The sequence below is a fragment of the Nocardia sp. NPDC050712 genome, from assembly GCF_040654295.1.
Taxonomy (GTDB): Bacteria; Actinomycetota; Actinomycetes; order Mycobacteriales; family Mycobacteriaceae; genus Nocardia.
Map to the genome: position 1 here is coordinate 340,743 of NZ_JBFAHT010000003.1, position 23,302 is coordinate 364,044.

The 23,302-nt window shown below is 69.0% G+C and carries 25 protein-coding genes; 19 read left to right on the forward strand and 6 right to left on the reverse strand.

What is annotated here, in order from left to right; all coding sequences use genetic code 11:
• The first annotated feature begins 55 nt into the window (after nucleotides 1-55).
• The 4 genes from AB0H76_RS22030 to AB0H76_RS22045 are packed head-to-tail and all read left to right on the forward strand — an operon-like array spanning nucleotide 56 to nucleotide 3,925.
• Entirely contained in the window at nucleotides 56-994 is a 939-nt protein-coding gene (locus AB0H76_RS22030) for an ROK family protein (protein ID WP_357326953.1), read from the forward strand.
• Nucleotides 991-2,142: an amidohydrolase family protein gene (locus tag AB0H76_RS22035; protein WP_357326955.1), complete on the forward strand. Its 1,152-nt coding sequence runs from the start codon at nucleotides 991-993 to the stop codon at nucleotides 2,140-2,142. Before AB0H76_RS22030 ends, AB0H76_RS22035 begins: the two co-directional genes overlap by 4 nt.
• Nucleotides 2,139-3,086, forward strand: a complete 948-nt coding sequence (locus AB0H76_RS22040; protein WP_357326957.1) for a 1-phosphofructokinase — start codon at nucleotides 2,139-2,141, stop codon at nucleotides 3,084-3,086. Before AB0H76_RS22035 ends, AB0H76_RS22040 begins: the two co-directional genes overlap by 4 nt.
• Nucleotides 3,087-3,103: 17 nt before the next feature.
• The gene (locus AB0H76_RS22045; RefSeq protein ID WP_357326959.1) at nucleotides 3,104-3,925 is read left to right on the forward strand and encodes a class II fructose-bisphosphate aldolase; all 822 of its coding nucleotides are present in this window, start codon (nucleotides 3,104-3,106) and stop codon (nucleotides 3,923-3,925) included.
• Between the two features lie 17 nt (nucleotides 3,926-3,942).
• Here the strand turns inward: AB0H76_RS22045 and AB0H76_RS22050 are convergent, their stop codons facing one another.
• Nucleotides 3,943-4,215: a hypothetical protein gene (locus AB0H76_RS22050; protein WP_357326961.1), complete on the reverse strand. Its 273-nt coding sequence runs from the start codon at nucleotides 4,213-4,215 to the stop codon at nucleotides 3,943-3,945.
• 38 nt (nucleotides 4,216-4,253) lie between these two features.
• Entirely contained in the window at nucleotides 4,254-5,660 is a 1,407-nt protein-coding gene (gene ramB, locus AB0H76_RS22055; RefSeq protein ID WP_357326963.1) for an acetate metabolism transcriptional regulator RamB, read from the reverse strand.
• 92 nt (nucleotides 5,661-5,752) lie between these two features.
• On the opposite strand from ramB, the gene AB0H76_RS22060 reads away from it, so the two are divergent.
• The 6 genes from AB0H76_RS22060 to AB0H76_RS22085 all read left to right on the forward strand — a co-directional run bounded on the left by AB0H76_RS22060 (nucleotide 5,753) and on the right by AB0H76_RS22085 (nucleotide 11,052).
• The gene (locus tag AB0H76_RS22060) at nucleotides 5,753-7,450 is read left to right on the forward strand and encodes an ATP-dependent DNA ligase (protein ID WP_357326964.1); all 1,698 of its coding nucleotides are present in this window, start codon (nucleotides 5,753-5,755) and stop codon (nucleotides 7,448-7,450) included.
• A gap of 155 nt (nucleotides 7,451-7,605) precedes the next feature.
• Complete coding sequence (locus AB0H76_RS22065; protein WP_357326966.1) at nucleotides 7,606-8,814, forward strand: lipase family protein; 1,209 nt, start codon at nucleotides 7,606-7,608, stop codon at nucleotides 8,812-8,814.
• A 93-nt stretch (nucleotides 8,815-8,907) separates the two neighbouring features.
• Nucleotides 8,908-10,131, forward strand: coding sequence for an inorganic phosphate transporter (locus AB0H76_RS22070; protein ID WP_357326968.1), 1,224 nt, complete (start codon nucleotides 8,908-8,910; stop codon nucleotides 10,129-10,131).
• Nucleotides 10,132-10,140: 9 nt separating this feature from the next.
• On the forward strand, nucleotides 10,141-10,422 hold the full coding sequence (locus tag AB0H76_RS22075) for a hypothetical protein (protein WP_357326970.1): 282 nt from the start codon (nucleotides 10,141-10,143) through the stop codon (nucleotides 10,420-10,422).
• Nucleotides 10,423-10,433: 11 nt separating this feature from the next.
• Nucleotides 10,434-10,763, forward strand: coding sequence for a DUF3349 domain-containing protein (locus tag AB0H76_RS22080; protein WP_357326973.1), 330 nt, complete (start codon nucleotides 10,434-10,436; stop codon nucleotides 10,761-10,763).
• Complete coding sequence (locus AB0H76_RS22085; RefSeq protein ID WP_357329810.1) at nucleotides 10,759-11,052, forward strand: DUF3349 domain-containing protein; 294 nt, start codon at nucleotides 10,759-10,761, stop codon at nucleotides 11,050-11,052. Before AB0H76_RS22080 ends, AB0H76_RS22085 begins: the two co-directional genes overlap by 5 nt.
• A gap of 34 nt (nucleotides 11,053-11,086) precedes the next feature.
• Here AB0H76_RS22085 and AB0H76_RS22090 read toward each other — a convergent pair whose 3' ends face one another.
• On the reverse strand, nucleotides 11,087-12,913 hold the full coding sequence (locus AB0H76_RS22090) for an acyl-CoA dehydrogenase (protein ID WP_357326976.1): 1,827 nt from the start codon (nucleotides 12,911-12,913) through the stop codon (nucleotides 11,087-11,089).
• Between the two features lie 469 nt (nucleotides 12,914-13,382).
• Here AB0H76_RS22090 and urtA point away from each other — a divergent pair, with 469 nt between their 5' ends.
• The 6 genes from urtA (at nucleotide 13,383) to AB0H76_RS22120 (ending at nucleotide 18,971) form a co-directional block, all read left to right on the forward strand.
• Nucleotides 13,383-14,657 (forward strand): urea ABC transporter substrate-binding protein, encoded by a 1,275-nt coding sequence (urtA, locus tag AB0H76_RS22095; RefSeq protein WP_357326979.1) that lies wholly within the window; start codon nucleotides 13,383-13,385, stop codon nucleotides 14,655-14,657.
• Between the two features lie 65 nt (nucleotides 14,658-14,722).
• The gene (gene urtB / locus AB0H76_RS22100) at nucleotides 14,723-15,607 is read left to right on the forward strand and encodes an urea ABC transporter permease subunit UrtB (protein WP_357326982.1); all 885 of its coding nucleotides are present in this window, start codon (nucleotides 14,723-14,725) and stop codon (nucleotides 15,605-15,607) included.
• The gene (gene urtC, locus AB0H76_RS22105; RefSeq protein ID WP_357326984.1) at nucleotides 15,604-16,749 is read left to right on the forward strand and encodes an urea ABC transporter permease subunit UrtC; all 1,146 of its coding nucleotides are present in this window, start codon (nucleotides 15,604-15,606) and stop codon (nucleotides 16,747-16,749) included. The genes urtB and urtC overlap by 4 nt, the downstream gene beginning before the upstream one ends.
• Entirely contained in the window at nucleotides 16,746-17,540 is a 795-nt protein-coding gene (urtD, locus tag AB0H76_RS22110) for an urea ABC transporter ATP-binding protein UrtD (RefSeq protein WP_357326987.1), read from the forward strand. The genes urtC and urtD overlap by 4 nt, the downstream gene beginning before the upstream one ends.
• Entirely contained in the window at nucleotides 17,540-18,232 is a 693-nt protein-coding gene (gene urtE, locus AB0H76_RS22115) for an urea ABC transporter ATP-binding subunit UrtE (RefSeq protein WP_357326990.1), read from the forward strand. Before urtD ends, urtE begins: the two co-directional genes overlap by 1 nt.
• A gap of 7 nt (nucleotides 18,233-18,239) precedes the next feature.
• Nucleotides 18,240-18,971: a GntR family transcriptional regulator gene (locus tag AB0H76_RS22120; RefSeq protein ID WP_357326993.1), complete on the forward strand. Its 732-nt coding sequence runs from the start codon at nucleotides 18,240-18,242 to the stop codon at nucleotides 18,969-18,971.
• A gap of 1 nt (nucleotide 18,972) precedes the next feature.
• Here the strand turns inward: AB0H76_RS22120 and AB0H76_RS22125 are convergent, their stop codons facing one another.
• Complete coding sequence (locus tag AB0H76_RS22125; RefSeq protein ID WP_357326996.1) at nucleotides 18,973-19,860, reverse strand: NERD domain-containing protein; 888 nt, start codon at nucleotides 19,858-19,860, stop codon at nucleotides 18,973-18,975.
• A 232-nt stretch (nucleotides 19,861-20,092) separates the two neighbouring features.
• On the opposite strand from AB0H76_RS22125, the gene AB0H76_RS22130 reads away from it, so the two are divergent.
• Entirely contained in the window at nucleotides 20,093-20,629 is a 537-nt protein-coding gene (locus AB0H76_RS22130) for a carboxymuconolactone decarboxylase family protein (RefSeq protein ID WP_357326998.1), read from the forward strand.
• Between the two features lie 6 nt (nucleotides 20,630-20,635).
• Here the strand turns inward: AB0H76_RS22130 and AB0H76_RS22135 are convergent, their stop codons facing one another.
• Nucleotides 20,636-21,391: a TetR/AcrR family transcriptional regulator C-terminal domain-containing protein gene (locus AB0H76_RS22135; RefSeq protein WP_357327001.1), complete on the reverse strand. Its 756-nt coding sequence runs from the start codon at nucleotides 21,389-21,391 to the stop codon at nucleotides 20,636-20,638.
• 127 nt (nucleotides 21,392-21,518) lie between these two features.
• Here AB0H76_RS22135 and AB0H76_RS22140 point away from each other — a divergent pair, with 127 nt between their 5' ends.
• A complete protein-coding gene (locus tag AB0H76_RS22140; RefSeq protein WP_357327004.1) occupies nucleotides 21,519-21,896 on the forward strand; it encodes a VOC family protein in 378 nt (125 codons plus the stop codon).
• A 51-nt stretch (nucleotides 21,897-21,947) separates the two neighbouring features.
• On the opposite strand, the gene AB0H76_RS22145 is transcribed toward AB0H76_RS22140, so the two are convergent.
• Entirely contained in the window at nucleotides 21,948-22,799 is an 852-nt protein-coding gene (locus AB0H76_RS22145) for an SDR family oxidoreductase (protein WP_357327007.1), read from the reverse strand.
• A 98-nt stretch (nucleotides 22,800-22,897) separates the two neighbouring features.
• On the opposite strand from AB0H76_RS22145, the gene AB0H76_RS22150 reads away from it, so the two are divergent.
• On the forward strand, nucleotides 22,898-23,296 hold the full coding sequence (locus tag AB0H76_RS22150; RefSeq protein WP_357327009.1) for a helix-turn-helix domain-containing protein: 399 nt from the start codon (nucleotides 22,898-22,900) through the stop codon (nucleotides 23,294-23,296).
• Nucleotides 23,297-23,302 lie beyond the last annotated feature (6 nt).

Here is a 23,302-nt window from a genome sequence, read left to right on the forward strand (position 1 = left end):
TGAACTCCGGCAGCGCGGCGGCCGTCGGCCAGAGCCGGCCGCTATGGTCCAGGCCATGCCGATGACAACCGCCACCACGGTCCCCGACGAGGCACTGGTGCTCGCCGTCGACGTCGGTGGCACCACGATGAAAGCCGAGGTCACCGACGTTTCGGGGGCGGTGCTGAGCTCCGGTGTCCGCGAAACACCGCAGGGCGAGGCGGCTTTCGAGACCATGGGCGAGCTCGGTGATCAACTCCTCGCCGAGTTGACTCCGGCGCAGCGTGCCGCGGTGGCGCGCGCGTCGGTGGTGGTGCCCGGCATCATCGATGTCGAACGGTCGATCGCGGTGTTCAGCGCCAATATCGGCTGGCGCGACGTGCACATCGGTGACCGATTCACCGCGCGCTGGCGGATGCCGGTGCTGTTCGAACACGATGTCGCCGTGGCGGGCTGGGCCGAATGGCGCTACGGCGCGGGGCGCGGGCTCGACGACGTGTGCGTGGTCATCCTGGGCACCGGTATCAGCGGAACCCTCTCCGTCGGCGGCAGATTGGTGCGCGGCGGCATCGGCCAGACCGGCGAATACGGCCACATCTCCGTCCGCCACGACAACGGACTCCCCTGCGCCTGCGGCAACATCGGCTGCGTCGAAACAGTCGCCTCGGGCGCGTCCATCGCCCGGGCCTACACCGCCCGGACCGGCCGAACCGCCGGTGCCGCCGAGATTTTCGCGCTGCGCGACACCGACGCCGACGCGAAGGCCGTCCTCGCCGACGCCGTCGACGCCTTGGCCGCCGGTCTGGTCGGCCTCGTCCACGCCACCTGCCCCGAGCTGATCATTCTCGGCGGCGGCCTGGCCGGGGCCGGAGCGGCCCTGACCGACCCTCTGCACCGAGCGCTGACCGAACGCCTCCGCCTGGTCCCCGCACCCCGCGTCGTCCTCGGCGAATTCGGTGCCCGCGCCGGGTTGGCGGGCGCGGCCTGGTTCGCCCGCCAAGGGGAACTCGCGTGAGCGTGTTCGAGGTGCGGGGGCGGGTGGTTTCGGCTTCGCATGTGCTCGACGACGGAGTGGTGACCATTGCCGGGGACCGGATCGCGGGGGTGCAGCCGTTCGCCGAGTGGGTTGCGGCGCAGCCGGATTCGATAGCACCGGAGTTCGCGGGGACGGTGCTGCCGGGGCTGGTGGATATTCACAACCACGGCGGGTTCGGGTATCGGTTCGACACCGTCGACGCGGCCGAGGCCGAGGCGGCGGCGCGGTTCCATCACTCGCGCGGGTCGACCACGGTGGTGGCGAGTGTGGTCACCGGCGCACCCGCGGACATGGTCGCGCAGACCGCGGTGTTGCGGGGCCTGGCCGACGACGGAGTAATCGCCGGGATACATGCCGAGGGGCCCTTTCTCGCGGTGGCGCGCTGCGGGGCGCAAGATCCGCAATTCCTCCGCGCGCCCGACTCCGCGCTGACCGAGCAGTTGCTGGCCGCCGCGGGCGGGCATTTGCGGGCGATGACCATCGCCCCCGAACTTCCCGGTTATCACGCTGTGGCGCAACAGCTCTCCGAACGCGGCGTGATCGTCTCCCTCGGCCACACCGACACCGTCTTCGAGGTATTTCGAGCCGCACTGCGCCCGAACGGGTTCGGCAGCCTCGTCACCCACCTCGCCAACGGGATGCCGCCGCTGCATCACCGCTCCGGCGGCCCGGTGGCCGCCGCGCTGGTGGCCGCCGCCGCCGGCGATGTGGTGGTGGAGCTGATCGGCGACGGCGTTCATGTCGATTCCGGTTTCGCCGCACTGGTTTTCGCGGCTGTTCCGGGCCGTGTGGCTTTGATCACAGACGCGATGCAGGCCGCGGGCATGCCGGACGGCGCGTACCGGCTCGGGCCGCAGTCCGTCCGGGTGGTCGACGGCATCGCCCGGGTGCCGAGCGGATCCATCGCCGGCGGTACATCCACCCTGCTGCGATGCGTGTCGTGGGCGGTCGCCGAATGCGGGGTGCCGCTGCCGGAAGCCGTCCGCGCCGCCAGCTCGGTGCCGGCCGCGGCAGTGGGCTTGACCGATGTCGGTGACCTGCGCACCGGGCAGTTCGCCGATCTGGTGATAGCCGATGCCGATCTGCACTTGCGCCGGGTGCTCAGACGTGGACAGTGGTTGTCGTGATCCTCACCGTGACAATGAATCCCGCCTACGACATGACCTACCGTGTGGAGCGTTTCGAACGCGGCCAAGCACATCGTGTGCGCTCGGTCGAGCAGCGCATCGGCGGCAAGGGCATCAATGTCACCAGGGTGTTGAACCAGCTCGGGAAGTACGCCAGAGCAACGGGTTTCGCGGACCACGCGTTCGCCGCCGCGGCCGAGCTGGAGATGCCCGTGGATTTCGTGCACGCGCTGCCCTGGGTGCGCCGCACGGTGGTGATCAGCGAATCCGACGACGGGACCGCCACCGCCCTCTGGGAACCCGGCGCCCGCGTCTCCAATCCACATGCGGCCGAGCAACTCTCGATCCGGGTCGCGGGCCTGCTGCCCGACATCAACGGCCTGGTCATCTCCGGTTCGCTACCCGGCGGGATCGATCCCGGCCTGCCCGCCGAGATCGCCCGCATCGCCGTCGAAGCCGGCGTCCCGACCATCTGCGATGTCGACGGCGAGGCGCTGCGCCTGGCCGCCGAGGTCCCCGGGGTGGTCCTGATGCCCAACACCGAAGAGCTGGAACGCCTCACCGGCCTGGCCCCGGTCACCCCCGACGAGGTCGTGCACGCCGTCCGCCCGCTGCTCGAGCGCGGCGTCCGCGCCGTCATCGCCACCCGCGGCGCCGAAGGCATGATCGCCATCACCCCCGAGGGCGCCTGGGTCGCCGGACTCCCCGAGGTGCTGGCCGGAAATCCGACCGGCGCGGGTGATTCCGCCGCCGCCGCGGTCATCGCGACGCTGTCCGAGCACGGCGAAGCCGACTGGCCCGCCATCCTGGCCGACGCCGTCGCCACCTCGTCCGCCGCCGTCGTCATCCCCGTGGCCGGCGAGATCGATCGCTGCCTGCGCACCCGTATCGCACCCACCGTCGTCGTCGAGAAACTCAGCACCGCCCAGCCGACCACCGCTTGACCCCAGGAGCCCCACCCATGCCGTTGACGCCCGTTCCCGAGCTGATCGCCGCCGCCCGTCCGGGCGGCCTGGGCGCGTTCAACGTCATCACCCTGGAGCACGCCGAGGCCATCGCCACCGCCGCCGAGGCCGCGGATCGCCCCGCGGTCCTGCAGATCTCGGAGAACACCGTCAAGTATCACGGCAGCCTGGCGCCGTTGGCCCTGGCCTGCCTGCGCATCGCCGCCGACAGCACCGCGCCCCTGGCGGTCCACCTGGATCACGCCACCTCGTTCGAACTCATCACCGCCGCGGCCGAACTCGGGCTCACCTCGGTCATGTACGACGGCTCCACCGCCGACTACGCCACCAACCTCGCCGCCACCGCCGAGATCGCCGCCTGGTGCCATGCCCGCGGCATCTTCGTCGAAGCCGAACTCGGCGAGGTCGGCGGCAAGGACGGCGCCCACGCCCCCGGCGTGCGCACCGACCCCGCCGAGGCCGCCGACTTCGTCGCCGCCACCACCGTCGACGCCCTCGCCGTCGCCGTCGGCACCTCGCACGCCATGCACACCCGCACCGCCGAACTCGACAACGACCTGATCACCCGACTATCGGCGAAAGTGCCCGTCCCCCTGGTTCTGCACGGCTCCTCCGGCGTCCCCGACCCCGCCCTGCGCGCGGCCGTCCAGCACGGCATGACCAAGATCAACCTGGCCACCCGCCTGAACATCGCCGCCACCGATGCCGTCCGCGCCGCCCTCACCCCCACCCTCTCCGACCCCCGCAAATACCTCACCCCGGCCCGCACCGCCATCCACCAGGAGGTCCTGCACCTCCTCCGGCTCTTGGCTTCGTAACTCCGCAGGCGAGAACGCTATTCGGCCCGGACCACCTCGGCGAGCCACTTGCCGGGCTCCTCGGTGGTCCAGGTGACGGTGATGGCGGTGCCGTGGAAGTCGCGGGCGTATTCGGCGAGCATGTCGGTGGCGGCCTGGGTGGCCTGCTCGGGGGCGGCGTCGGCGGCGATGCGATAGAGATGGCCGCAGATCATCGAGTTCTCGGTGAAGATGCTGTGGCGCCAGCCCTCCGGCGTCGCGTAAACGTACATGCCGGTGGGCATTTCGTAGCGGCCTTCATAACGCGGCAATCGATGCACCTCTGTACGACGGTGTTCTCTCCGGCACCCTATTTCAGCACGTATGGCGAAACCGAGCTGCGGTGTTCGGAGATGTCCAGCACCTTACCGAGGGGCGGGAACGCGCGCTGCGGACAGTTGGTGCGCTCGCAGACGCGGCAGCCCGCGCCGATCAGGGTGGGTGTGGCCTCGTCGAGATCGATGCCGTCGGCGTAGACCACGCGGCCGGCGTGCCGCAGTTCGCAGCCCAGGCCGATGGCGAAGGTCTTACCGGGCTGGCCGTACCGGGTGGCGCGACGCTCGACCGTCCTTGCCACCCAGAGGTATTTGCGGCCGTCGGGCATCTGCGCGATCTGGGTCATGATCTTGCCGGGATAGGCGAAGGTCTCGTAGACGTTCCAGAGCGGGCAGGTGCCGCCGCTGGCGGAGAAGTGGAATCCGGTGGCGGACTGCCGTTTCGACATATTGCCCGCTCTGTCGACGCGGACGAAGGAGAAGGGGACACCGCGCAGCTTGGGGCGCTGCAAGGTCGAAAGCCGGTGGCAGATGGTCTCGTAACTCTGGGTGAAGAAGGCCGATAGTCGCTCGATGTCGTAGCGGAAATCCTCGGCTACCTCGTGGAAGTGCGTGTAGGGCAGCACGGTCGCGGCCGCGAAGTAGTTGGCCAACCCGAGCATCGCCAGTTTGCGCGAATCCTCGGTGGCGAAATTGCCCTCCTCGACCAGCTTTTCGAGCAGCTCGCCGCACTCGAAGTAGGCGAGTTCGGCCGCGAGTTTGAAGGTGCGCTGGCCGCCGGACAGGTGCGGCGCGATCTCCAGGACATGGGCGTCCTCGTCGTAGCGGTGCAGCACGCCCTCGCCGAGGTCGATGCGCTCCACGATGCGCACGTCGTGGTCGCGCAGCAGGCGGGCGATCTCCCGGTTCACGTCGCCGCCGTGGAAGCGGATGCGGTCGGTGAGTTTCTCGGCGGCCGTGTCCAATTCGTGGATGTAGTTCTGCCGCTGGTAGAAGAAGTCGCGGACCTCCTCGTGCGGTTTGCTGATGGCGGCGCTGCCGGAGCCGTCGGCGAAGCGGTCCTCGGTGGCGGCGGCCAGCTGCGCGCTGGTGTTGCGGTAGCGGTTGTGCATGTTCACCAGGGCCCGGGCCATGCTGGGGTGCGCGGAGACCATATCGGCGATCTCCTGGGTGTCGGCCTCGATGCCGAGCTCGGCGTCCATCACCACCTCTTGGAGTTCGGCGATGAGCCGGGTGTCGTCCTGGGAGGAGAAGAAGGTGGCGTCCACGCCGAACACTTCGCTGATCCGCAGCAGCACGGGCACCGTCAGCGGGCGCACGTCGTGCTCGATCTGATTGAGGTAGCTCGCCGAGATCTCCAGCTTGGTGGCGAGTGAGACCTGGCTCAGCCCCCGCTCGGTCCGCAGCTGACGCAGCCGCGCCCCGACGTAAGTCTTGGCCATGTGTCCAGTTTAGGCCCGATTTCGCACCCCTGCCAATGTTGGATTAACAGCAGAGCGAAGCAATTGTCCTAGGGGCGCGCTACCGTCAGTGCGTGCTGTTCTCGGATGTCGTCCAGGCTTCGGAGACCGTTCGCGCCACCCGGTCCCGGAAAACGAAGATCGCCACCCTGTCCGCGCTGCTCGCCACCGCCGCGCCGGAGGAGCTGGCGCCGGTCGTGGCGTGGGTGTCGGGCGAGCTCCGGCAGGGCCGTATCGGCACCGGCTGGCGTTCCCTCACCGCGCTCGACAGCGCTCCGGCGCCGGGCGCCACGCTCACCGTTTCGGCGGTAGACCAGGCGTTGACCGACCTGGGCGAGGTCTCCGGCAGCGGTTCCGCCGCCCGGCGTAAAGACCTCTTGACAGCCTTGTGGAGCGTCGCGACGGCCGACGAGCAGGGCTTCCTGCTTCGCCTGCTGACCGGCGAGCTCCGGCAGGGCGCGCTCACGGCGATCGTGAGCGAAGCGGTCGCCGCGGCCGCAGACGTTCCGGTCGATCTCGTACGCCGGGCGTACATGCTCTCGGGGCAGCTGCCCGTCACCGCCGCGGCGGCCCTGACCGGCGGCGCGGCCGCGCTGCGAGAATTCCGGCTGGAAGTGGGCCGCCCGATCCAGCCGATGCTGGCCGCGCCCGGCGCCTCACTCGACGAGGTGCTCGCCGAGTTCGAGGGCGAGGTGTCGGTCGAGCACAAGATGGACGGCGCGCGCATCCAGGTGCATCGCGACGGCGACCGGGTCTGGGTTTTCACCCGGACGCTGCGCGACATCACCGATCGGGTGCCCGAGCTGGTGGAACTGGTCGGCAAGCTGGAATGCACCAGCGTCGTCCTGGACGGCGAGACGCTGGCCCTCACCGATGCCGGCCGTCCGCGCCCGTTCCAGGAAACGATGAGCCGCTTCGCGACCTCGGTGCCCACCCCGCCGCCCGCCGCGCCCGAGCCGGCTCGGCGTTTGCCGATGGCCGACCCGACCGGCGTGGTGCACCCCGATCCGGGCGCGCGGGCCCGCAAGGCCGCACCCGCCGCGGTCAGCCGGGAAACCGGTGTCGCGGCGGAGCCGGCCGCGCCCACCGCGGTCGCCGAATCCGCCGCCGCGACGGCGACCCGGGAACTCCTGCTGCATCCCTATTTCTTCGACTGCCTGCACCTGGACGGCCGCGACCTGCTCGACGCGCCGCTCGTCCGCCGCCGCGCCGCGCTGACCAAAGTCGCGTCCGAGTACAGCATTCCGGCGCTGATCCGCCCCGACGCCGAGGCCGCCGCCGAATACTTCGACGGCGTGCTGGCCTCCGGGCACGAGGGCGTCATGATCAAGTCGCTGAGCGCGCCCTACGCGGCGGGCCGTCGCGGCCGGGCCTGGCAGAAGATCAAACCGACGCACACGCTGGATCTGATCGTGCTCGGCGCGGAGTGGGGCTACGGCCGCCGCACCGGATATCTGTCGAATCTGCACCTGGGTGCGCGCGATCCCGAAACCGGCGACCCGGTCATGGTCGGCAAGACCTTCAAGGGCCTGACCGACGCGTTGCTGGGCTGGCAGACCGCCGAATTCCCGCGCCACGAACGCGCCCGCGACGAGCACACCGTCTACCTCTGGCCGAAGCTGATCGTCGAGATCGCCTTGGACGGCGTCCAGGTGAGCCCGCGCTATCCCGGCGGCGTCGCCCTGCGCTTCGCGCGCGTGGTGCGCTACCGCCCCGACAAGGGCCCCGCCGAGGCCGACACCATCGACACCGTGCGCGCTCTATTGCCCTAGCCAGTGCACATACGCCCCGGTGCGTTTTCCGCGGAATGCCGTGATCGATACGCCAGACTGATCGCCGGTTGAGTCCGGTACGCATTCGGAACGGGGTTTCGGCAGTGCGCTTGTGCTTACGAAAGACGGCCGACAGAGCCGCGGTCCTGCTGGCTGTGCTGTGTGTCGCCGGCGCTTCGGCGGCCCGGGCGACGCCGGTGGACGAGATCGAGAAGCTGGCCAGACCGGTGGTGCGCGATCCGGCGACGGTGATGCCGACACCCATCGCCGACCCGTTCTACGATCCGCCGCCCGGCTTCGAGAACACCGCGCCCGGCACGGTGCTCGCCAGCAGAGACGGCGGGATCGGGCTGACCCTCACGCCGGTCACCTCCACCGAACTGCTGATCCGCTCCACCGACACCAAGGGCAATCCGGTTCCGGCGGTGGCGACGCTGCTGGTGCCGCAGGCGCCGTGGACCGGGCCGGGGTCGCGGCCGGTGGTCGCGTTCAATGTCGCGATCGACTCGCTCGGCCACACCTGCGCCCCGTCCTATCAGCTCCGCAAGGGGCCGTCGCCGGATCTGGTCGCCGCGCAGATTCCGCTGTCCAGAAACTATGCCGTGGTGGTGCCCGACCACGAGGGCCCGAGACAGGCCTACGCCGCCGGCCGGATGGCCGGGCAGGCCGTGCTCGACGCGGTGCGCGCCGCGGTGCACACCCCGGAGCTGGGGCTGCGACCGGATTCGCCCGCCGTGGTCACCGGCTACTCGGGCGGGGCCATCGCCTCCGGCTGGGCGGCGCAGCTGGCCCCCTCCTACGCGCCCGAACTCCATCTCGTCGGGGCCGTATTCGGCGGCGTCCCAGCCGACTTCGAACTCCTGCTGCACACCATGAACGGGGCCAATGCCGCCGCCGGTGTCTTCCTCGCCGCCGCCCTCGGGGTCGCCCGCGAGTACCCGGAGCTGATCTGGATGTTCAACGACAACGGCTGGCGCCTCGCGCAACACTTCAAAGATCTGTGCTTCCCGGGCGAGGCGGTGCTCGGCGCGATCCTGCCGGTGCCCGCGCAGCTGCTGACCGACGCGCCCGAGCCGCTCGCGCATCCGATGGTCCAGCAGGTGCTGGCCGACAACCGGATGGGCGCGGCCGCGCCGCGGGTGCCGGTCTTCATCTATCACGGTGCGCACGAGGTGTGGGTCCCGCTGGCAGGGGCGGAGAATCTGTACGACGACTGGTGCGCGCAGGGGGTGCCGGTGCGGCTCGAGATCTATCCGGGTGAGCACCTCGTCGCCGGCGGGCTGGGCATCGCGGAGGCCAATGCCTGGATAGACCGGATGTTCGCCGGAACCGGACCGGACGGTTGCTCCACGGCGTGGCGGTGAGTGCTTGAAGATCCACGTTAGCCCATCCGGATCGGGCCGCGACATGTGGCAACCGCATGGCAATTCGGACAGACCATGCGGGACACTGGACACGTGACCGCCGAATTACTGGTTCTCGTGATCGTCATCGTCACGGCTCTCGCCTTCGATTTCACCAACGGCTTCCACGACACCGCCAACGCGATGGCCACCTCGATCGCCACCGGGGCGCTGCGCCCGCGAGTGGCGGTGGCCGTGTCCGCGGTCCTGAATCTGATCGGTGCCTTCCTGTCCGTCGCGGTCGCCGCGACCGTGGCCAAGGGCATCGTGCAGTTGGACGCGGTGCACGGGCAGGACCTGTTGCGCATCGTGTTCGCGGGCTTGGTCGGCGGCATCCTGTGGAATCTGCTGACCTGGCTGTTCGGGCTGCCGTCGAGCTCCTCGCACGCGCTGTTCGGCGGCCTGATCGGCGCCACCATCGCGTCGCTGGGCTGGGGCGGCGTGATCTGGTCCGGCGCCTCCCAGGGCGTGCTGACCAAGATCGTGCTGCCCGCGGTGCTCGCGCCGATCGTGGCCGCCCTGGTCTCGGCCATCGGCACCCGGGCGATCTACCGGATCACCCGCGGCTCGAATCAGGAGAAGGTCACCACCGGATTCCGCTGGGGTCAGATCGGTTCGGCCTCGCTGGTCTCGCTGGCGCACGGCACCAACGACGCGCAGAAGACGATGGGCGTCATCTTCCTGGCGCTGGTCGCGCACGGCACCCTGACCCAGGACGCGGAAATGCCGCTGTGGGTGATGGCCGCCTGTGCCGTCGCCATCGCGGCGGGCACCTACCTGGGTGGCTGGCGGATCATCCGCACCCTGGGCAAGGGCCTGGTCGAGATCGACTCCCCGCAGGGCCTGGCCGCCGAATCCAGTTCGGCCGCGATCATCCTGACTTCGGCGCACTTCGGCCTGCCGCTGTCCACCACGCAGACCGCGACCGGCTCCATCCTGGGCAGCGGCCTGGGCAAGGGCGCCGAGGTGCGCTGGGGCGTGATGGGCCGCATGGTGGTGGCCTGGCTGCTGACGCTGCCGCTGGCCGGTGTGGCCGGTGCCATCTGCTGGGCCATCGCGCATTTCATCGGCGGGCTGGCCGGCGTGCTGGTGGTGTTCGCCATCCTGATCGCGCTGTCGACGCTGATGTGGCTGCGCTCGCGGCGCAACCCGGTCGACACGCACAACGTCAACGAATGGCCGAGTTCGACCGAGCCCGTGAACGTCTCCGAGGTCGAGACCACCGTGATCTCGACACCCGACGAGGTGTCCGCGGGTACGCCCTCGGCGAAGAAGTAGGAGCAGGGGATGCACACGCTCACCACCAATTTGAAAGCCCTGTGGGATGTCACCCTCGCGGCGCTGATCCTCGGGGCCGGGCTGCCGATCATCTTCGCGGTCGGGGTGCGGCTGTGGTCGTCCGCGGATACTGTCAGCGCTGGCAGCGCGGCCAAGCGGAACTACCCGGCCCTGGCCGGCGCGTGGGCCTGCTTCGCGATCGTGGTCGCGGCGATCGGCGCCGGCATTCTGTACACCGCGAAGGCCTTCCTCGCCGCCAAGTTCGGCATCCACGTGTTCGGACAGGCCTGAAGGGCGGAGCAATGACGGAACAGCAGACCCCACGGCAGAAACTACTCGGCCGCGTCATCGACTGGTTGCGCGCCGGCTATCCGCAGGGCGTCCCGCAATCCGATTACGTCGCGCTGTTCGCGGTGCTGCACCGCCACCTGACCGACTACGAGGTCGTCGCCATCGCCGAAGAGCTGGTGGCCGACCGCAACCCGAAGTCCGAGATCAGCCACACCGACATCGAGACCGCGATCTCCCGGGTCGCCCTGGAACAGCCGAACCCACAGGATGTCGCGCGGGTCGCCTCCCACCTCGCCGCCGGCGGCTGGCCCCTGGCCACGCCGCTCACCGAGTCGGATTGACATGCCGCCGTTCCTGCACGCCATCATCGACTGGCTGCGCGCCGGCTACCCCGACGGCGTCCCGGAATCGGACTACATCCCGCTGATCGCACTGCTGCGCCGTCGCCTCTCCGACGACGAAGTGCACCTGATCGCCGCCGAACTCGCCAGCACCGGCGACTTCCCCGCCGACACCGTCGACATCCAGGTCATGATCACCAAGGTCACCCACGAACTCCCCGCCGAACCCGACGTCGTCCGCGTCCAATCCCGCCTCGAGGCGCACGGCTGGCCGCCGCCGGAGCAGTAGGGCGCGTCAACCAGCGGCGGGCCGTCCCGAAGTGCTAGAAGGCGGACTCGTCCAGGGTCATGATGTCGTTGTCGAGGGTGGTGAGGATGGCGCTGGTGGCGGTGAGTTCGGGCAGGACGTTCTTGGCAAAGAACGACGCTACGGCCACTTTGCCCTGATAGAAGGGGGTGTCCTTGGGGGTGGGGCCGGCGGCGAGGGCGGCGGCGGCGATTTCGGCCTGGGCAAGCAGACGCCAGCCGATGAGGAGATCGCCGACGGACAGCAGGAAGCGGACCGAGCCGAGGCCGACCTTGTAGAGCTCGGCGGGGTCCTGCTGGGCGGCCATGAGGTAGCCGGTGAGGGTGGCGGCCATGGCGCTCACGTCGGCCTGTGCGGTGGCCAGCAGGGCGCGTTCGGTTTCGAAGCGACCGGTCCGGCCGTCGAGGAAGGCGGTGATCTGGCTGTTGATGTGGGCCAGGGCGGCGCCCTTGTCGCGAATGATCTTGCGGAAGAAGAAATCCTGGGCCTGGATCGCGGTGGTGCCCTCGTACAGCGAGTCGATCTTGGCGTCGCGGATGTACTGCTCGACCGGGTAGTCCTGGAGGTAGCCGGAACCGCCGAAGGTCTGCAGGGATTCGGTGAGGTACTGGTAGGCGCGTTCGGAACCGACGCCCTTCACGATGGGCAGCAGCAGATCGTCGACGCGGTGCGCCAGGTCGGCGTCGGCGCCCGAAACCAGTTGTGCCACATCGGCGTTCTGGTGCGCGGCGGTGTAGAGGTAGACCGCGCGCAGGCCCTCGGCGTAGGCCTTCTGCAGAGCGAGGGAGCGCCGCACGTCGGGGTGGTGGGTGATGGTGACGCGGGGCGCGCCCTTGTCGGCCATCTGGGTGAGATCGGCGCCCTGCACCCGAATCTTGGCGTACTCCAGCGCATTCAGGTATCCAATGGACAGCGTGCCGGTCGATTTGATGCCGACCACCATGCGCGCGTTCTCGATCACCTGGAACATCTGGGCGATGCCGTTGTGCACGTCACCCACCAGCCAGCCCTTGGCGGGCACGGCGCCACCGAAGGTGAGCTCACAGGTCGGCGAGGACTTCAGGCCCATCTTGTGCTCGACGCCGGTGACGTAGACGCCGTTGCGGTCGCCCAGCTCCAGGGTCTCGGCGTCGAACAGGAACTTCGGCACGTAGAACAGCGACAGCCCCTTGGTGCCCGGGCCCGCGCCCTCGGGCCGGGCCAGGACCAGGTGGAAGACGTTCTCGGCGGTCTCGCCCGCGTCGGCGCCGGAGATGAACCGCTTGACGCCCTCGATGTGCCAGGAGCCGTCCTCCTGCTGGATCGCCTTGGTGCGCCCCGCGCCCACGTCGGAACCGGCGTCGGGCTCGGTGAGCACCATGGTGCCCTGCCAGCCGCGCTCGTATCCCTGTGTGGCCCAATGCTTCTGCTCGTCGTTGCCGACGTTGAACAGCACCGAGGACATCACCGGGCCCATGTTGAAGAAGCTGGCCGAGGGGTTGGCGCAGGTGATCATCTCCTGCAGCGCCCACACCACGGCGGCGGGCGCGGCGGTGCCGCCCATGCCCTCGGGCAGGCCCAGCCGGCTCCAGTCCGCCTCGCGCACGGCCGCGACGGTCTTGCGCAGCGGCTCCGGCACGGAGATCGAATACGTAGCCGGGTCGTATGTGATGGGATCGCGGTCGGCGGGGGCGAAGGACTCGGCGATCGGCCCCTCGGCCAGGCGCTTCACCTCGGCCAGGATTTCGCGGACCGTGTCGGAGTCGAGATCGCCGTAGGCGTCGGTGTCGAGCAGCTTGTCCAGTTCGAGCACCTCGAAGAGGTTGAACTCGAGATCGCGCGCGTTCGCCTTGTAGTGACCCACCGTGGTCCTCCCTGACTCACTGCCGTGGCCCCGGCGGCCACCAATTCGGGTTCTGACGTTGTACAAAACGAAGAGTGCCGTACCGCTGTCGAGCTACGCAACCGTAGGCAAAACACTACGAGACCGTAGGTTTACCGCGCCCGGAATCTGGTAGCCGTAAGGTAACTGTGACCTTACACCCACCTTCCCGCAACCTCCGGCAGACGCGCTGGAAACCGTTGCTGTGAGCATTAATTCACCTGCCGGAAACGCACGCAACGGACTCGTCACCGAGAGATATTCCGCCGCAACAACTCCTGGCTACCGTTCGCATCACGAATACAGCCGCTGTATACAGCGCGGTCCACAGGCCGCCGCGGCGAACCCGCGAGCAGCCGATACGGACCGTGCCGGTGCCGCAGGCGGGCGTATTCGGCACGGCGCATCCAGCGCCGCCGTTCCACCTGATGAAGTTAGAAGGGTTCGCCCCATGCCAGAATCCCGTGCCGCCCGCCGGCCGTATGCCCGCCTGACCAAGACGCTGGTCGTACCCACCGCGGTGGCGCTCGCCGGTCTGTTGCTGACCGCCTGTGGCGCCAAAGACGATGCCGAAACCGGCTCGAGCGCCGCCTCCTGCGTCGACACCTCCAAGGACACGATCAAAGTCGGTTCGCTGCACTCGCTTTCGGGCACGATGGCGATCTCCGAGGTCACCGTCGCCAACTCCACCAAGCTGGCCGTCGACCAGATCAACGCCGCGGGCGGCGTGCTCGGCAAGAAGATCCAGCTGGTGCTCGAGGACGGCGCGTCGGACCCGAAGACCTTCGCGGAGAAGGCCGAGAAGCTGATCAGCTCCGACTGTGTCGCGGCGGTTTTCGGCGGCTGGACCTCCTCCAGCCGCAAGGCCATGAAGCCGAAGTTCGAATCCCTGAACTCGCTGCTCTACTACCCGGTGCAGTACGAGGGCCTGGAAGACAGCAAGAACATCTTCTACACCGGCGCCACCACCAACCAGCAGATCATCCCGGCGCTGGACTACCTGAAGCAGAAGGGCGTGACCTCGCTCTACCTGGTCGGCTCGGACTACGTCTTCCCGCAGACCGCCAACCGTGAGATCAAGGCCTACGCCGCCGCGAACGGCATCGAGATCAAGGGCGAGGACTACACCCCGCTCGGCTCCACCGACTTCTCCACCATCGTCAACAAGGTGCGCACCGCCAAGGCCGGCGCGGTCTTCAACACCCTCAACGGTGACTCCAACGTCGCGTTCTTCCGCGAGTACACCAACGCGGGCCTCAAAGCCGCTGAGATGCCGGTGGTTTCGGTGTCCATCGCCGAGGAGGAGGTGGCCGGCATCGGCGCGCAGAACGTCGCCGGCCAGCTCACCGCCTGGAACTACTACCAGACCGTCGACACTCCGGTGAACAAGAAGTTCGTCAGCGACTACAAGGCCGCCTTCGGCGCCGACAAGCCCACCTCGGATCCGATGGAGGCTGCCTACGCCTCGGTCTTCCTGTGGAAGAACACCGTCGAGAAGGCGAAGTCGTTCGCGGTGGCCGACATTCAGGCCGCGGCCGACGGCGTCAGCTTCGAAGCCCCCGAGGGCCTGGTCACCATCGACGGCTCCAACCACCACATCACCAAGACCGCCCGGATCGGCGAGATCCGCCCGGACGGCCTGATCTACACGGTGTGGGACTCGGGCAAGGCCGTGGTGCCGGATCCGTACCTGAAGTCCTACGACTGGGCCAAGGGCCTGAAGTAGTAGAGACCGCGCCGGTGCGGGGTGCCATGGGCGCCCCGCACCGGCCGACACCGTAGGAGAACTTCATGGATGTCGTTGTCGGCCAGCTCTTCACGGGGTTGAGCCTGGGATCGATTCTGCTGCTCGCGGCGCTGGGCCTGTCGCTGACCTTCGGTCAGATGGGCGTGATCAACATGGCGCACGGCGAGTTCATCATGGCCGGCTGCTACACGACCTACGTCGTGCAGAAGGTCATCTCGTCGGCGGGCGTCTCGCTGATCGTGTCCCTGCTGATCGGGTTCCTGGTCGGCGGCGCGCTGGGCGCGGCGCTGGAGATGGGCCTGATCCGCTGGATGTACGACCGGCCGCTGGACACCCTGCTGGTCACCTTCGGTGTCGGCTTGGTGCTGCAGCAGCTGGCCCGCGACATCTTCGGCGCGCCGGCCAAGAACGTGCTGGTGCCGTCCTGGCTGAGCGGCGGCGTCGACATCATGGGCGCGGTCGTGCCCAAGACCCGCATCTTCATTCTGGTGCTGGCCGTGGTCGCGGTCAGCACGCTGGCCGCGGTGCTGAAGACGACGCCGCTGGGCCGGCGCATCCGCGCCGTGGTGCAGAACCGCGGTCTGGCCGAAACCAGCGGTGTCTCTTCTCGTTTCACCGATATCAGCACCTTCTTCATCGGCTCCGGCCTGGCCGGCGTCGCGGGTGTGGCGCTGACGCTGATCGGTTCCACCAGCCCGACGATCGGGCAGAGCTATCTGATCGACGCGTTCCTGGTGGTCGTGATCGGCGGGCTCGGGCAGATCAAGGGCACGGTCATCGCCGCGTTCGCGCTGGGCCTGCTCAATTCGTTCATCGAATACTCGACCACCGCCTCCATCGCGAAGGTCATCGTGTTCGTCGCGATCGTCATCTTCCTGCAGGTCCGTCCGCAGGGGCTCTTCACTGTCCGGACAAGGAGTCTGGCATGACCACACTCACGGCCAAGTTGCGCGCGCATCCCTCGCTGACCGCCCTCGGCGGGTTCGCCTTCGCCGCGATCCTGCTGTTCGCGGTGGCGCCGGCGCTGCTCAGCGATTTCCGCCTGAACCTGCTCGCCAAGTTCCTCTGCTTCGCCATCGTGGCGGCCGGCATCGGCTTGGCCTGGGGCCGTGGCGGCATGCTCACCCTGGGGCAGGGCGTGTTCTTCGGCATCGGCGCCTACGTCATGGCGATGCACCTGCAGATGTCGGATGCCGCACGCCTGGGCAACGACGTGCCGGAGTTCATGGAGATCTCCGGTATCCGCGAATTGCCCTCGTTCTGGCAGCCTTTCGCCTCCGCGCCGGTCGCGATCCTGGGCATCCTGATCCTGCCCGCGCTGGTGGCGGCCGTGCTCGGCTACGGCGTGTTCAAGCGCCGGGTCAAGGGCGCGTACTTCGCCATCCTGAGCCAGGCGCTGGCGGCCGCGCTGGCCATCCTGCTCACCGGCCAGCAGGCCATCGGCGGGTTCACCGGCCTGTCGGACTTCCGGGCGTTCTTCGGCTTCAAGCTCTCGGATCCGGTGAACCGGCAGATGCTGTTCTTCATCGCCGCGGGCACGCTGCTCGTGGTGGTCGCGCTGGTGCGCCAGCTGATGCACAGCCGCTACGGCGAACTGCTGGTGGCGGTGCGCGATCAGGAGGAGCGCGTCCGCTTCCTGGGCTACGACCCCGCCAACGTCAAGATCGTCGCCTATGTCACGGCGGCCTTCTTCGCCGGTATCGCGGGTGCGCTGTTCACCCCGATCGTCGGCATCATCTCCCCCGCCGACATCGGCGTCGTGCCCTCGATCGCCTTCCTGATCGGCGTCGCGATCGGCGGGCGCACCACGCTGCTGGGCCCGGTGCTCGGCGCGATCGGCGTGGCCTGGGCGCAGACCGCGCTCTCCGAGCAGTTCCCCTCGGGCTGGACCTACCTGCAGGGTGTGCTGTTCATCGTGGTGGTCGGGTTCATTCCGGCCGGGCTGGCAGGTGTGTGGCCGATGCTGAAGGGCTTCGTGGACAGCAGGTTCCGCACACCGCGCGAAGCGGTGGTGGTGCACGAGACACCCGAGGCCGAGGCCGTCGAACCGGAGAAGGTGGAATCGCGATGAGAATGGACAACGAGTACCTCGAAATTCGCGGTCTCTCCGTCAGTTTCGACGGTTTCAAGGCCGTCACCGACGTGGATCTGACGGTGCTGCAAGGTGATCTGCGCTTCCTCATCGGCCCGAACGGCGCGGGCAAGACCACGCTGATCGACGCGATCACCGGTCTGGTGCCCGCCACCGGGTCCGCGCAGAAGTCCGGCTCGGAACTGCTCGGCAAGAAGGTGCACCAGATCGCGCGGCTCGGCGTCGGCCGGACCTTCCAGACCGCCAGCGTTTTCGAGCAATTGAGCGTTTTGCAGAACCTGGATATCGCGGCCGGTTCCGGCCGGTCCGCGCTCACCATGCTGCGGCGCCGCAAGTCGGTGCTGCCGAGCATCGAAGAGGCGCTGGAGATCACGGGTCTGGGCGCGCTGCGCGACCAGCCCGCCGGTGTGCTCGCGCACGGGCAGAAGCAGTGGCTCGAGATCGGCATGCTGCTGGTGCAGAACGCCACGGTGCTGCTGCTCGACGAGCCGGTCGCGGGCATGAGCGCCGAGGAGCGCGAGGAGACCGGAAACCTGTTGCGCCGCATCGGCGGTGACCGGGTCGTGGTGGTGGTCGAGCACGACATGGACTTCATGCGCGCCTTCGCCTCCTCGGTCACGGTGCTGGCCGGCGGCAAGGTGCTCAGCGAGGGCACCGTCGAGCAGGTCCAGGCCGATCCGAAGGTGCAGGAGGTCTACCTCGGCACGGCCGCGGCGGTCGGCACCGAACTCGAAACCGCGGCGACCGCGGTAGCTCTGGAGGAGGCGTGATGCTCGAGCTCACCGACATCCACTCCGGCTACGGCCGGACCGAGGTGATCCACGGCGTCTCGGTGACCGTGCCCGACGACAGCGTGGTCGCCATCATGGGCCACAACGGGGCCGGAAAGACCACCCTGCTGCGCACCGCCGTCGGCCTGATCGGCACCAAATCCGGCACCATCCGCTTCGACGGGGAACCCATCACCAAGCTGTCCCCCTCGCGGCGCGTCAAACGCGGCATCGCCTATGTGCCGCAGGGGCAGCAGAGTTTTCCCCAGCTGTCCACAGCGGAGAACTTGCAGGTGGTCGCCGACGGCCGCAAACGCGGCAAGGCCCTGATCGATGAATCCCTCGACCTGTTCCCCGCGCTGCGCGAACTGCTGCCGCGCAAGGCGGGTCTGCTCTCCGGTGGCCAGCGCCAGCAGCTGGCCATCGCGCGGGCCCTGATCACCGAGCCGAAACTGCTCATCCTGGACGAGCCGACCGAGGGCATCCAGCCCTCGGTGGTCGCCGAGATCGAACGCACCATCATCGATCTGACCGGACGCGGCGGGCTCAGCGTGCTGCTGGTCGAGCAGCACATCGGCTTCGCCCTGCAAGCGGCACAGCGGTATTACGTGCTGCAATCGGGGCGGGTGAGCTCCACCGGAGACGGTGGCGCGGGCGCGGAGTCGGCCGTCCGCTCGGCGATGGCGATCTGAGTCGCCTGTGTCCGGCCGGGGGCGGATATCGCTCGGCGAGCGGGTGTACGACGCGATGCGGCGCGATCTGGCCGCGGGCGCGATCGTCCCCACCGAGCGCCTGCGCGAGGAACGGCTGGCCGAAACCTACGGCGTCTCCCGCACTCCGGTGCGCGAGGCGCTGGCCCGGCTGCAGGCCGACGGGCTGGTCGAACGCCAAGCCGACGGCCTGTATCCCTACCGGCCGCGGCTCGGCGAACTCGATCAGCTCTACGAACTGCGGATCCTGCTGGAAGCCAGGGGAATCCAGCGGGCGCTCGGCGGCGGCCCCGCCTCGTTCCCCGGGTGGGCGCCCCGGGATCGGGTGGCCGCGCACGACCTCACCCTGGTCCGCGCGGAATACGACGCCTGGAAACGCCTGCGCGACCACCCGCCCGAACCCGGGCCCGCGCTGGTCGCCGCCGATGAGCAGTTCCACACCACCCTGCTCGCCGCGGCCGGGAACACCGCGCTGAGCGAGGCGCTGACGGCGGTCTACACCCGGGTCCGGCCGGTCCGCACGCTGGATCTCTACACACCGGAGCGCATCGCCGCCATGACCGCCGATCACCTCACCATCGCCGAGCACCTGCTGGCGGGCGACGCGGACACGGCGCTGCGGGCCCTGCTCGCGCACCTGGAGACCTCGCGCACCCACGTGCTGGCACGCGCGCAGCAGGCGCTCGAACTCACGAAACTGGGTCGCGCCATGCGCGATTGACTCAGCAGGTGGTCTGGAAGGGGTAGCAGTTGCGCTGGGTGTAGGTCGGCGGCGAGGGCGTCACCGAGGTCGTCTGCGCCGGCCGCACCCCGGGATCGTCGGACCCGTCGATGAACACCTTGGCGACCACCCAGAAGACGAGCAGCATGCCGATGACGGCGACCACCACCGCGCCCCAGGCGCCGGCCTGCTGGCGTCTGGTCTGGGGACCGGGGGTGTGCGCAGGCCGCGGTGGGCGCACCGGCTTGGCCGCCGGGGTGACCTCCCCGAGCGGCGTCGGCTTCACCTCGTCGAAGCCGTCGGCCAGCAGTTCGGCCCGCGACGGGACCGGATCCAGGCCGAGCACCTGAGCCGCCTGCACCACCCGGTCCACGGTCCAGCTGCGCTGGCCCGCGGAGAAGCCCTCCAGGTAGATGCGCAGTTCGGTGGCGTCGTCGACGTTGGCCACCACCACGTCCAGGCCGGGCCGGATCGAGGTGCGGGCGGGGCGCACCATCGCGCCGCGTTCCGGCACCAGCACGACCACGCCGCAGACGTCGCCGGGATCCTGTAGCGACCGTTCGAGTTTGGCTCGCACCGCGTAGACGCACTGTTCCAGGCGATCGGTGGGGTTGGTGTCGCTGTCGTCGATGTCGGCGGGCGCGTCGCTGACCTTCCAGATCTCGCCGCTGACATTGAGGATGCCGCTCTGCCGCTTGCGGAAGCCGCGGATCTCGGCGACGGCGATGCCGCGCGGGGTCAGCACCACCGCGTCGATCTGGCGGGTGCCGTGCACGCCGACGTGCACGTCCACCGCGGCGAGGGCAGTGCTCGGATAGGACCGCAGGCAGTCGACGAATTCGCGTTCCGCCGCCGAGAGCTGCGCTCCCGACCTGACCTTCACCAGCATCGCTCTGTCCCCTGTTGACCCGTACCGAAGCCCGGCGGCTACCCAGCCTCGCCGACCGCACCGATTCCGATGATGCCCGCCACCGGGAGGGAGTACCACCCGAAGCCCGGAACTGACTGGGGATTAGGGAGTAGCGCGAACTCCGCGCACACTCGATCACCAGGACCAACCCGGGTACGCTCACCAGCGGCCGGCCCGGACGGGCCGCACCCCGGGCGAGAGGCGGACGGCGATGACGGAACCACGGATCGCGCCCGGCCGGGTTCGCGAGCTCGGGCCCATCAATTGGGTTGTCTGGCAGGTGCTTTCCCGCGCCGCCGGAACCAGCGACGCACAGCTGTTCAGCACGCTCGGCCGCACCGGCGGGCTGTTCCGCGGCTGGCTGCACTACTCGGGCAAACTCATGCCCGGCGGGCGGCTGTCCCGGCACGAGGCCGAGCTCGTCATCCTGCGGGTGGCGCATCTACGCCAGTGCGACTACGAGATGGACCACCACATCCGGCTCGGCGAGAAAGCCGGTGTCACCCCGGAGATCCTGGAGCGCCTGCGGGGCGGCCCGACCGCCGCGGGCTGGTCGGACAAGCACCGCGCCCTGCTCGGCGCCGTCGACCAGATCGTGGCGACCCGCGATCTGGACGACGCCGCCTGGGCGGCGCTCGCCGCGCACTACGACGAGCGCCGGCTGATCGAAATCGTGCTGCTCACCAATCAATACGAGGGCCTGGCGTCCTCGATCACCGCGCTGCGCATCCAGCGCGACGGTTTCTGAGCCGCCTCAGCGCTCGATGAGTAGCGTCTCCAAACCGTCGAGCACCAGCGCGAGACCGAACTCCCAGGCGTGCTCGGCGCCGTAGACCGTGTCGTCGGCTTGCTCCGCCGAGGCGCCGACGCGCGCGGCGATCGGAAAGCGCTCGGCGTCGAAGACCTGCTCCAGCAGCGGCGCGGCGGCCCCCTGCGGTTCGGACGGCGCGCTCTCGCCGGCCACCCGCTCGGTGTCGATGGCCACGCGCGCGACCGAGGTGACGAAGCCGAGCAGGTGGGTCAGCGCCTCGTCCATCTCCACGTCGCTGAGCCCGATGCGCTCGAAAGCCCGTAGTTCGTGGTCGTATTTGGCCGCGAGCCCGGGTCCGAGCGGCGGCCGCGTCGTCGGTAGATAGGCCACCCAGGGGTGCCGCCGCAGCAGCGCCCGGTTCTCCTCGGCGATGGCGATGATCCGGCGGCGCCAGGTCAGCTCCGTCAGATCCGCGCGCGGCATGCGCTGGTAGACCGCGTCGAGCATGAGGTCGATCAATTCGGCCTTGCCGGGGACATAGGTGTAGGTCGCCATCGGGGTCAATCCCAGTCTCGCGGCCACCGCCCGCATGGTCACGGCGTCCAACCCGGCTTCGTCCGCGATCTGCACCGCGGCCGCGACCACGGCATCGATGCTGCTGCGCTGTTTCGGGCCGCGCGCGGCCTTTCCCGGGACCCGCCATAGCAATTCGAGCGTGCGCGCCGGGTCACCCGCACTGCTGCGTTCTTTAACCGTCACATCGCCTCCTTCGCTGAGCGTCGATCGTATCGACGTGACTCAGCTCATAGTGCAGACACGCGGTTACCCTTGTACAAAGTACTCCGTACTTCATACGGAGTTAGTTCATCGAGCTAGAGGAGGCCGCATGACCATCACCGCATCCACCATTTCCCTCAACGTCGCCGACCCGACGACCTCCGCGCGGTTCCTGATCGACACGCTCGGGTTCGCGGAGGTGATGTCGGCCGACGGCTTCGTCTCGCTCGCGCACCCCGAAGCCGGTATGACCGTGGTCTATCTGGCGGTCGGGCTGGCGTCGTTCAAGCCCGCGGACAAGGCGGGCGCGGCGGGCGACGGCCTGCTGATCGCCTTCACCGTGGACAACATCGACGCGGAGTACGAGCGCCTGCGCGGCGCCGGGGTCCCGATCGTCACCGAGATCGAGACCGAGCCCTGGGGCGAGCGCTACTTCCAGATGGGCGATCCGAACGGCATCATCATCCAGCTGGTGCAGTGGGTCTGAGCTGATCGGTTGCCGGGGCGAGCGATTCGGCCGCGCTCGCCCCGGGCCGGGTCAGGCCAGGGCCTTGCCGAAGACCTCGGCGGCCGGGGTGGCGGAACGGCCGAGCAGCTTCTGCAGGTCGCCGGAGTCGACATCGAGCACACCCTGGGCGATGCCGGCGTCCGCGTCGGCCACCGCCTGGGCGTACCCGGCGGGCAGGCCCGAGCCCTCCAGGGCCGCGGCGTAGTCGGACTGCGGCAGGTTCTCGTAGCGCACCGGCTTGCCCGCCGCCGCGGAAATCACCTGCGCCAGTTCGGCATAGGTGAGGCGCTCGTCGCCGCCGAGCTCGTAGACACGCCCCGCGTGCCCGTCGGTGGTGAGGACGCGTGCGGCCGCCTCGGCGTAATCGGCCCGGGCCGCCGCGGCTACCCGGCCGTCGCCCGCGGCGCCGTGCAGCACACCGGTTTCCACGGCGTGCCCGAGGCCGCCGAGGTAGTTCTCCCAGTACCAGCCGTTGCGCAGGATGGCGTGCGGGACCGTCGATGCCGCGAGCACGGCCTCGGTGCCGATGTGCTCCTGCGCGAGGATCAGCGGGTTGGCCTCGCCCTTCGGAATGCTGGTGTAGGCGAGCAATTGCACGCCGGCGCGCTCGGCGGCGCGAATCACGTTGGTGTGCTGGTCGACTCGCTTGCCGAACTCGTTACCCGAGATCAGCAGCACCCGGTCGACACCGGCGAGCGCGCGATCCAGCGCGGCCGGATCGTCATAGGAGGCGGTCCGGACCTCCGCGCCCAGCTCTGCCAGGTCGGCCACCTTCTGCGGATCACGGGCGATCGCGACGACGGGAGTGGACCCCGTGCGCAGCAGCGCTTCGACGACGAGACGACCCAGCTGACCACTGGCTCCGGTGACTGCGACGGTCATGACTACCTCCAGGTTCGGTACTGATCTGTAAGCACTAACTATTAGTAAGCACTATCCATTCCGCAGGCGCTCTCGTCAAGTTGAGTACTATCGGAGGCATGAACGCCCAGCGCCCGCCCTCACCCGAGGTCGACGACCCCACGCTGGAAGCCGATGTTTTCGCCAGGAACTGCACGTCACGTCCGGTTTTGCAGAATGTCGCCAGTCGCTGGGGCACCCTCGCCATGGTCGCGCTCCGCGAAGGCCCCTACCGGTTCAGCGCGCTGCGCCGCCGCGTGGAGGGTGTGAGCGAGCGCATGCTGTCGCAGACCCTGCAACATTTGGAACGCGACGGACTGGTGCACCGCGAGGTGCACGAGACCATCCCGCCGCGCGTCGAATACACGCTCACCGACCTCGGCATCCAGGTGGCCGATCAGCTGGAAGCCCTGATCAAGGTGCTGGAGACGAACCTGCCGCGCATCCAGGCGGCCCAGGCGGCCTATCACCGCGAGTGAGCAGGC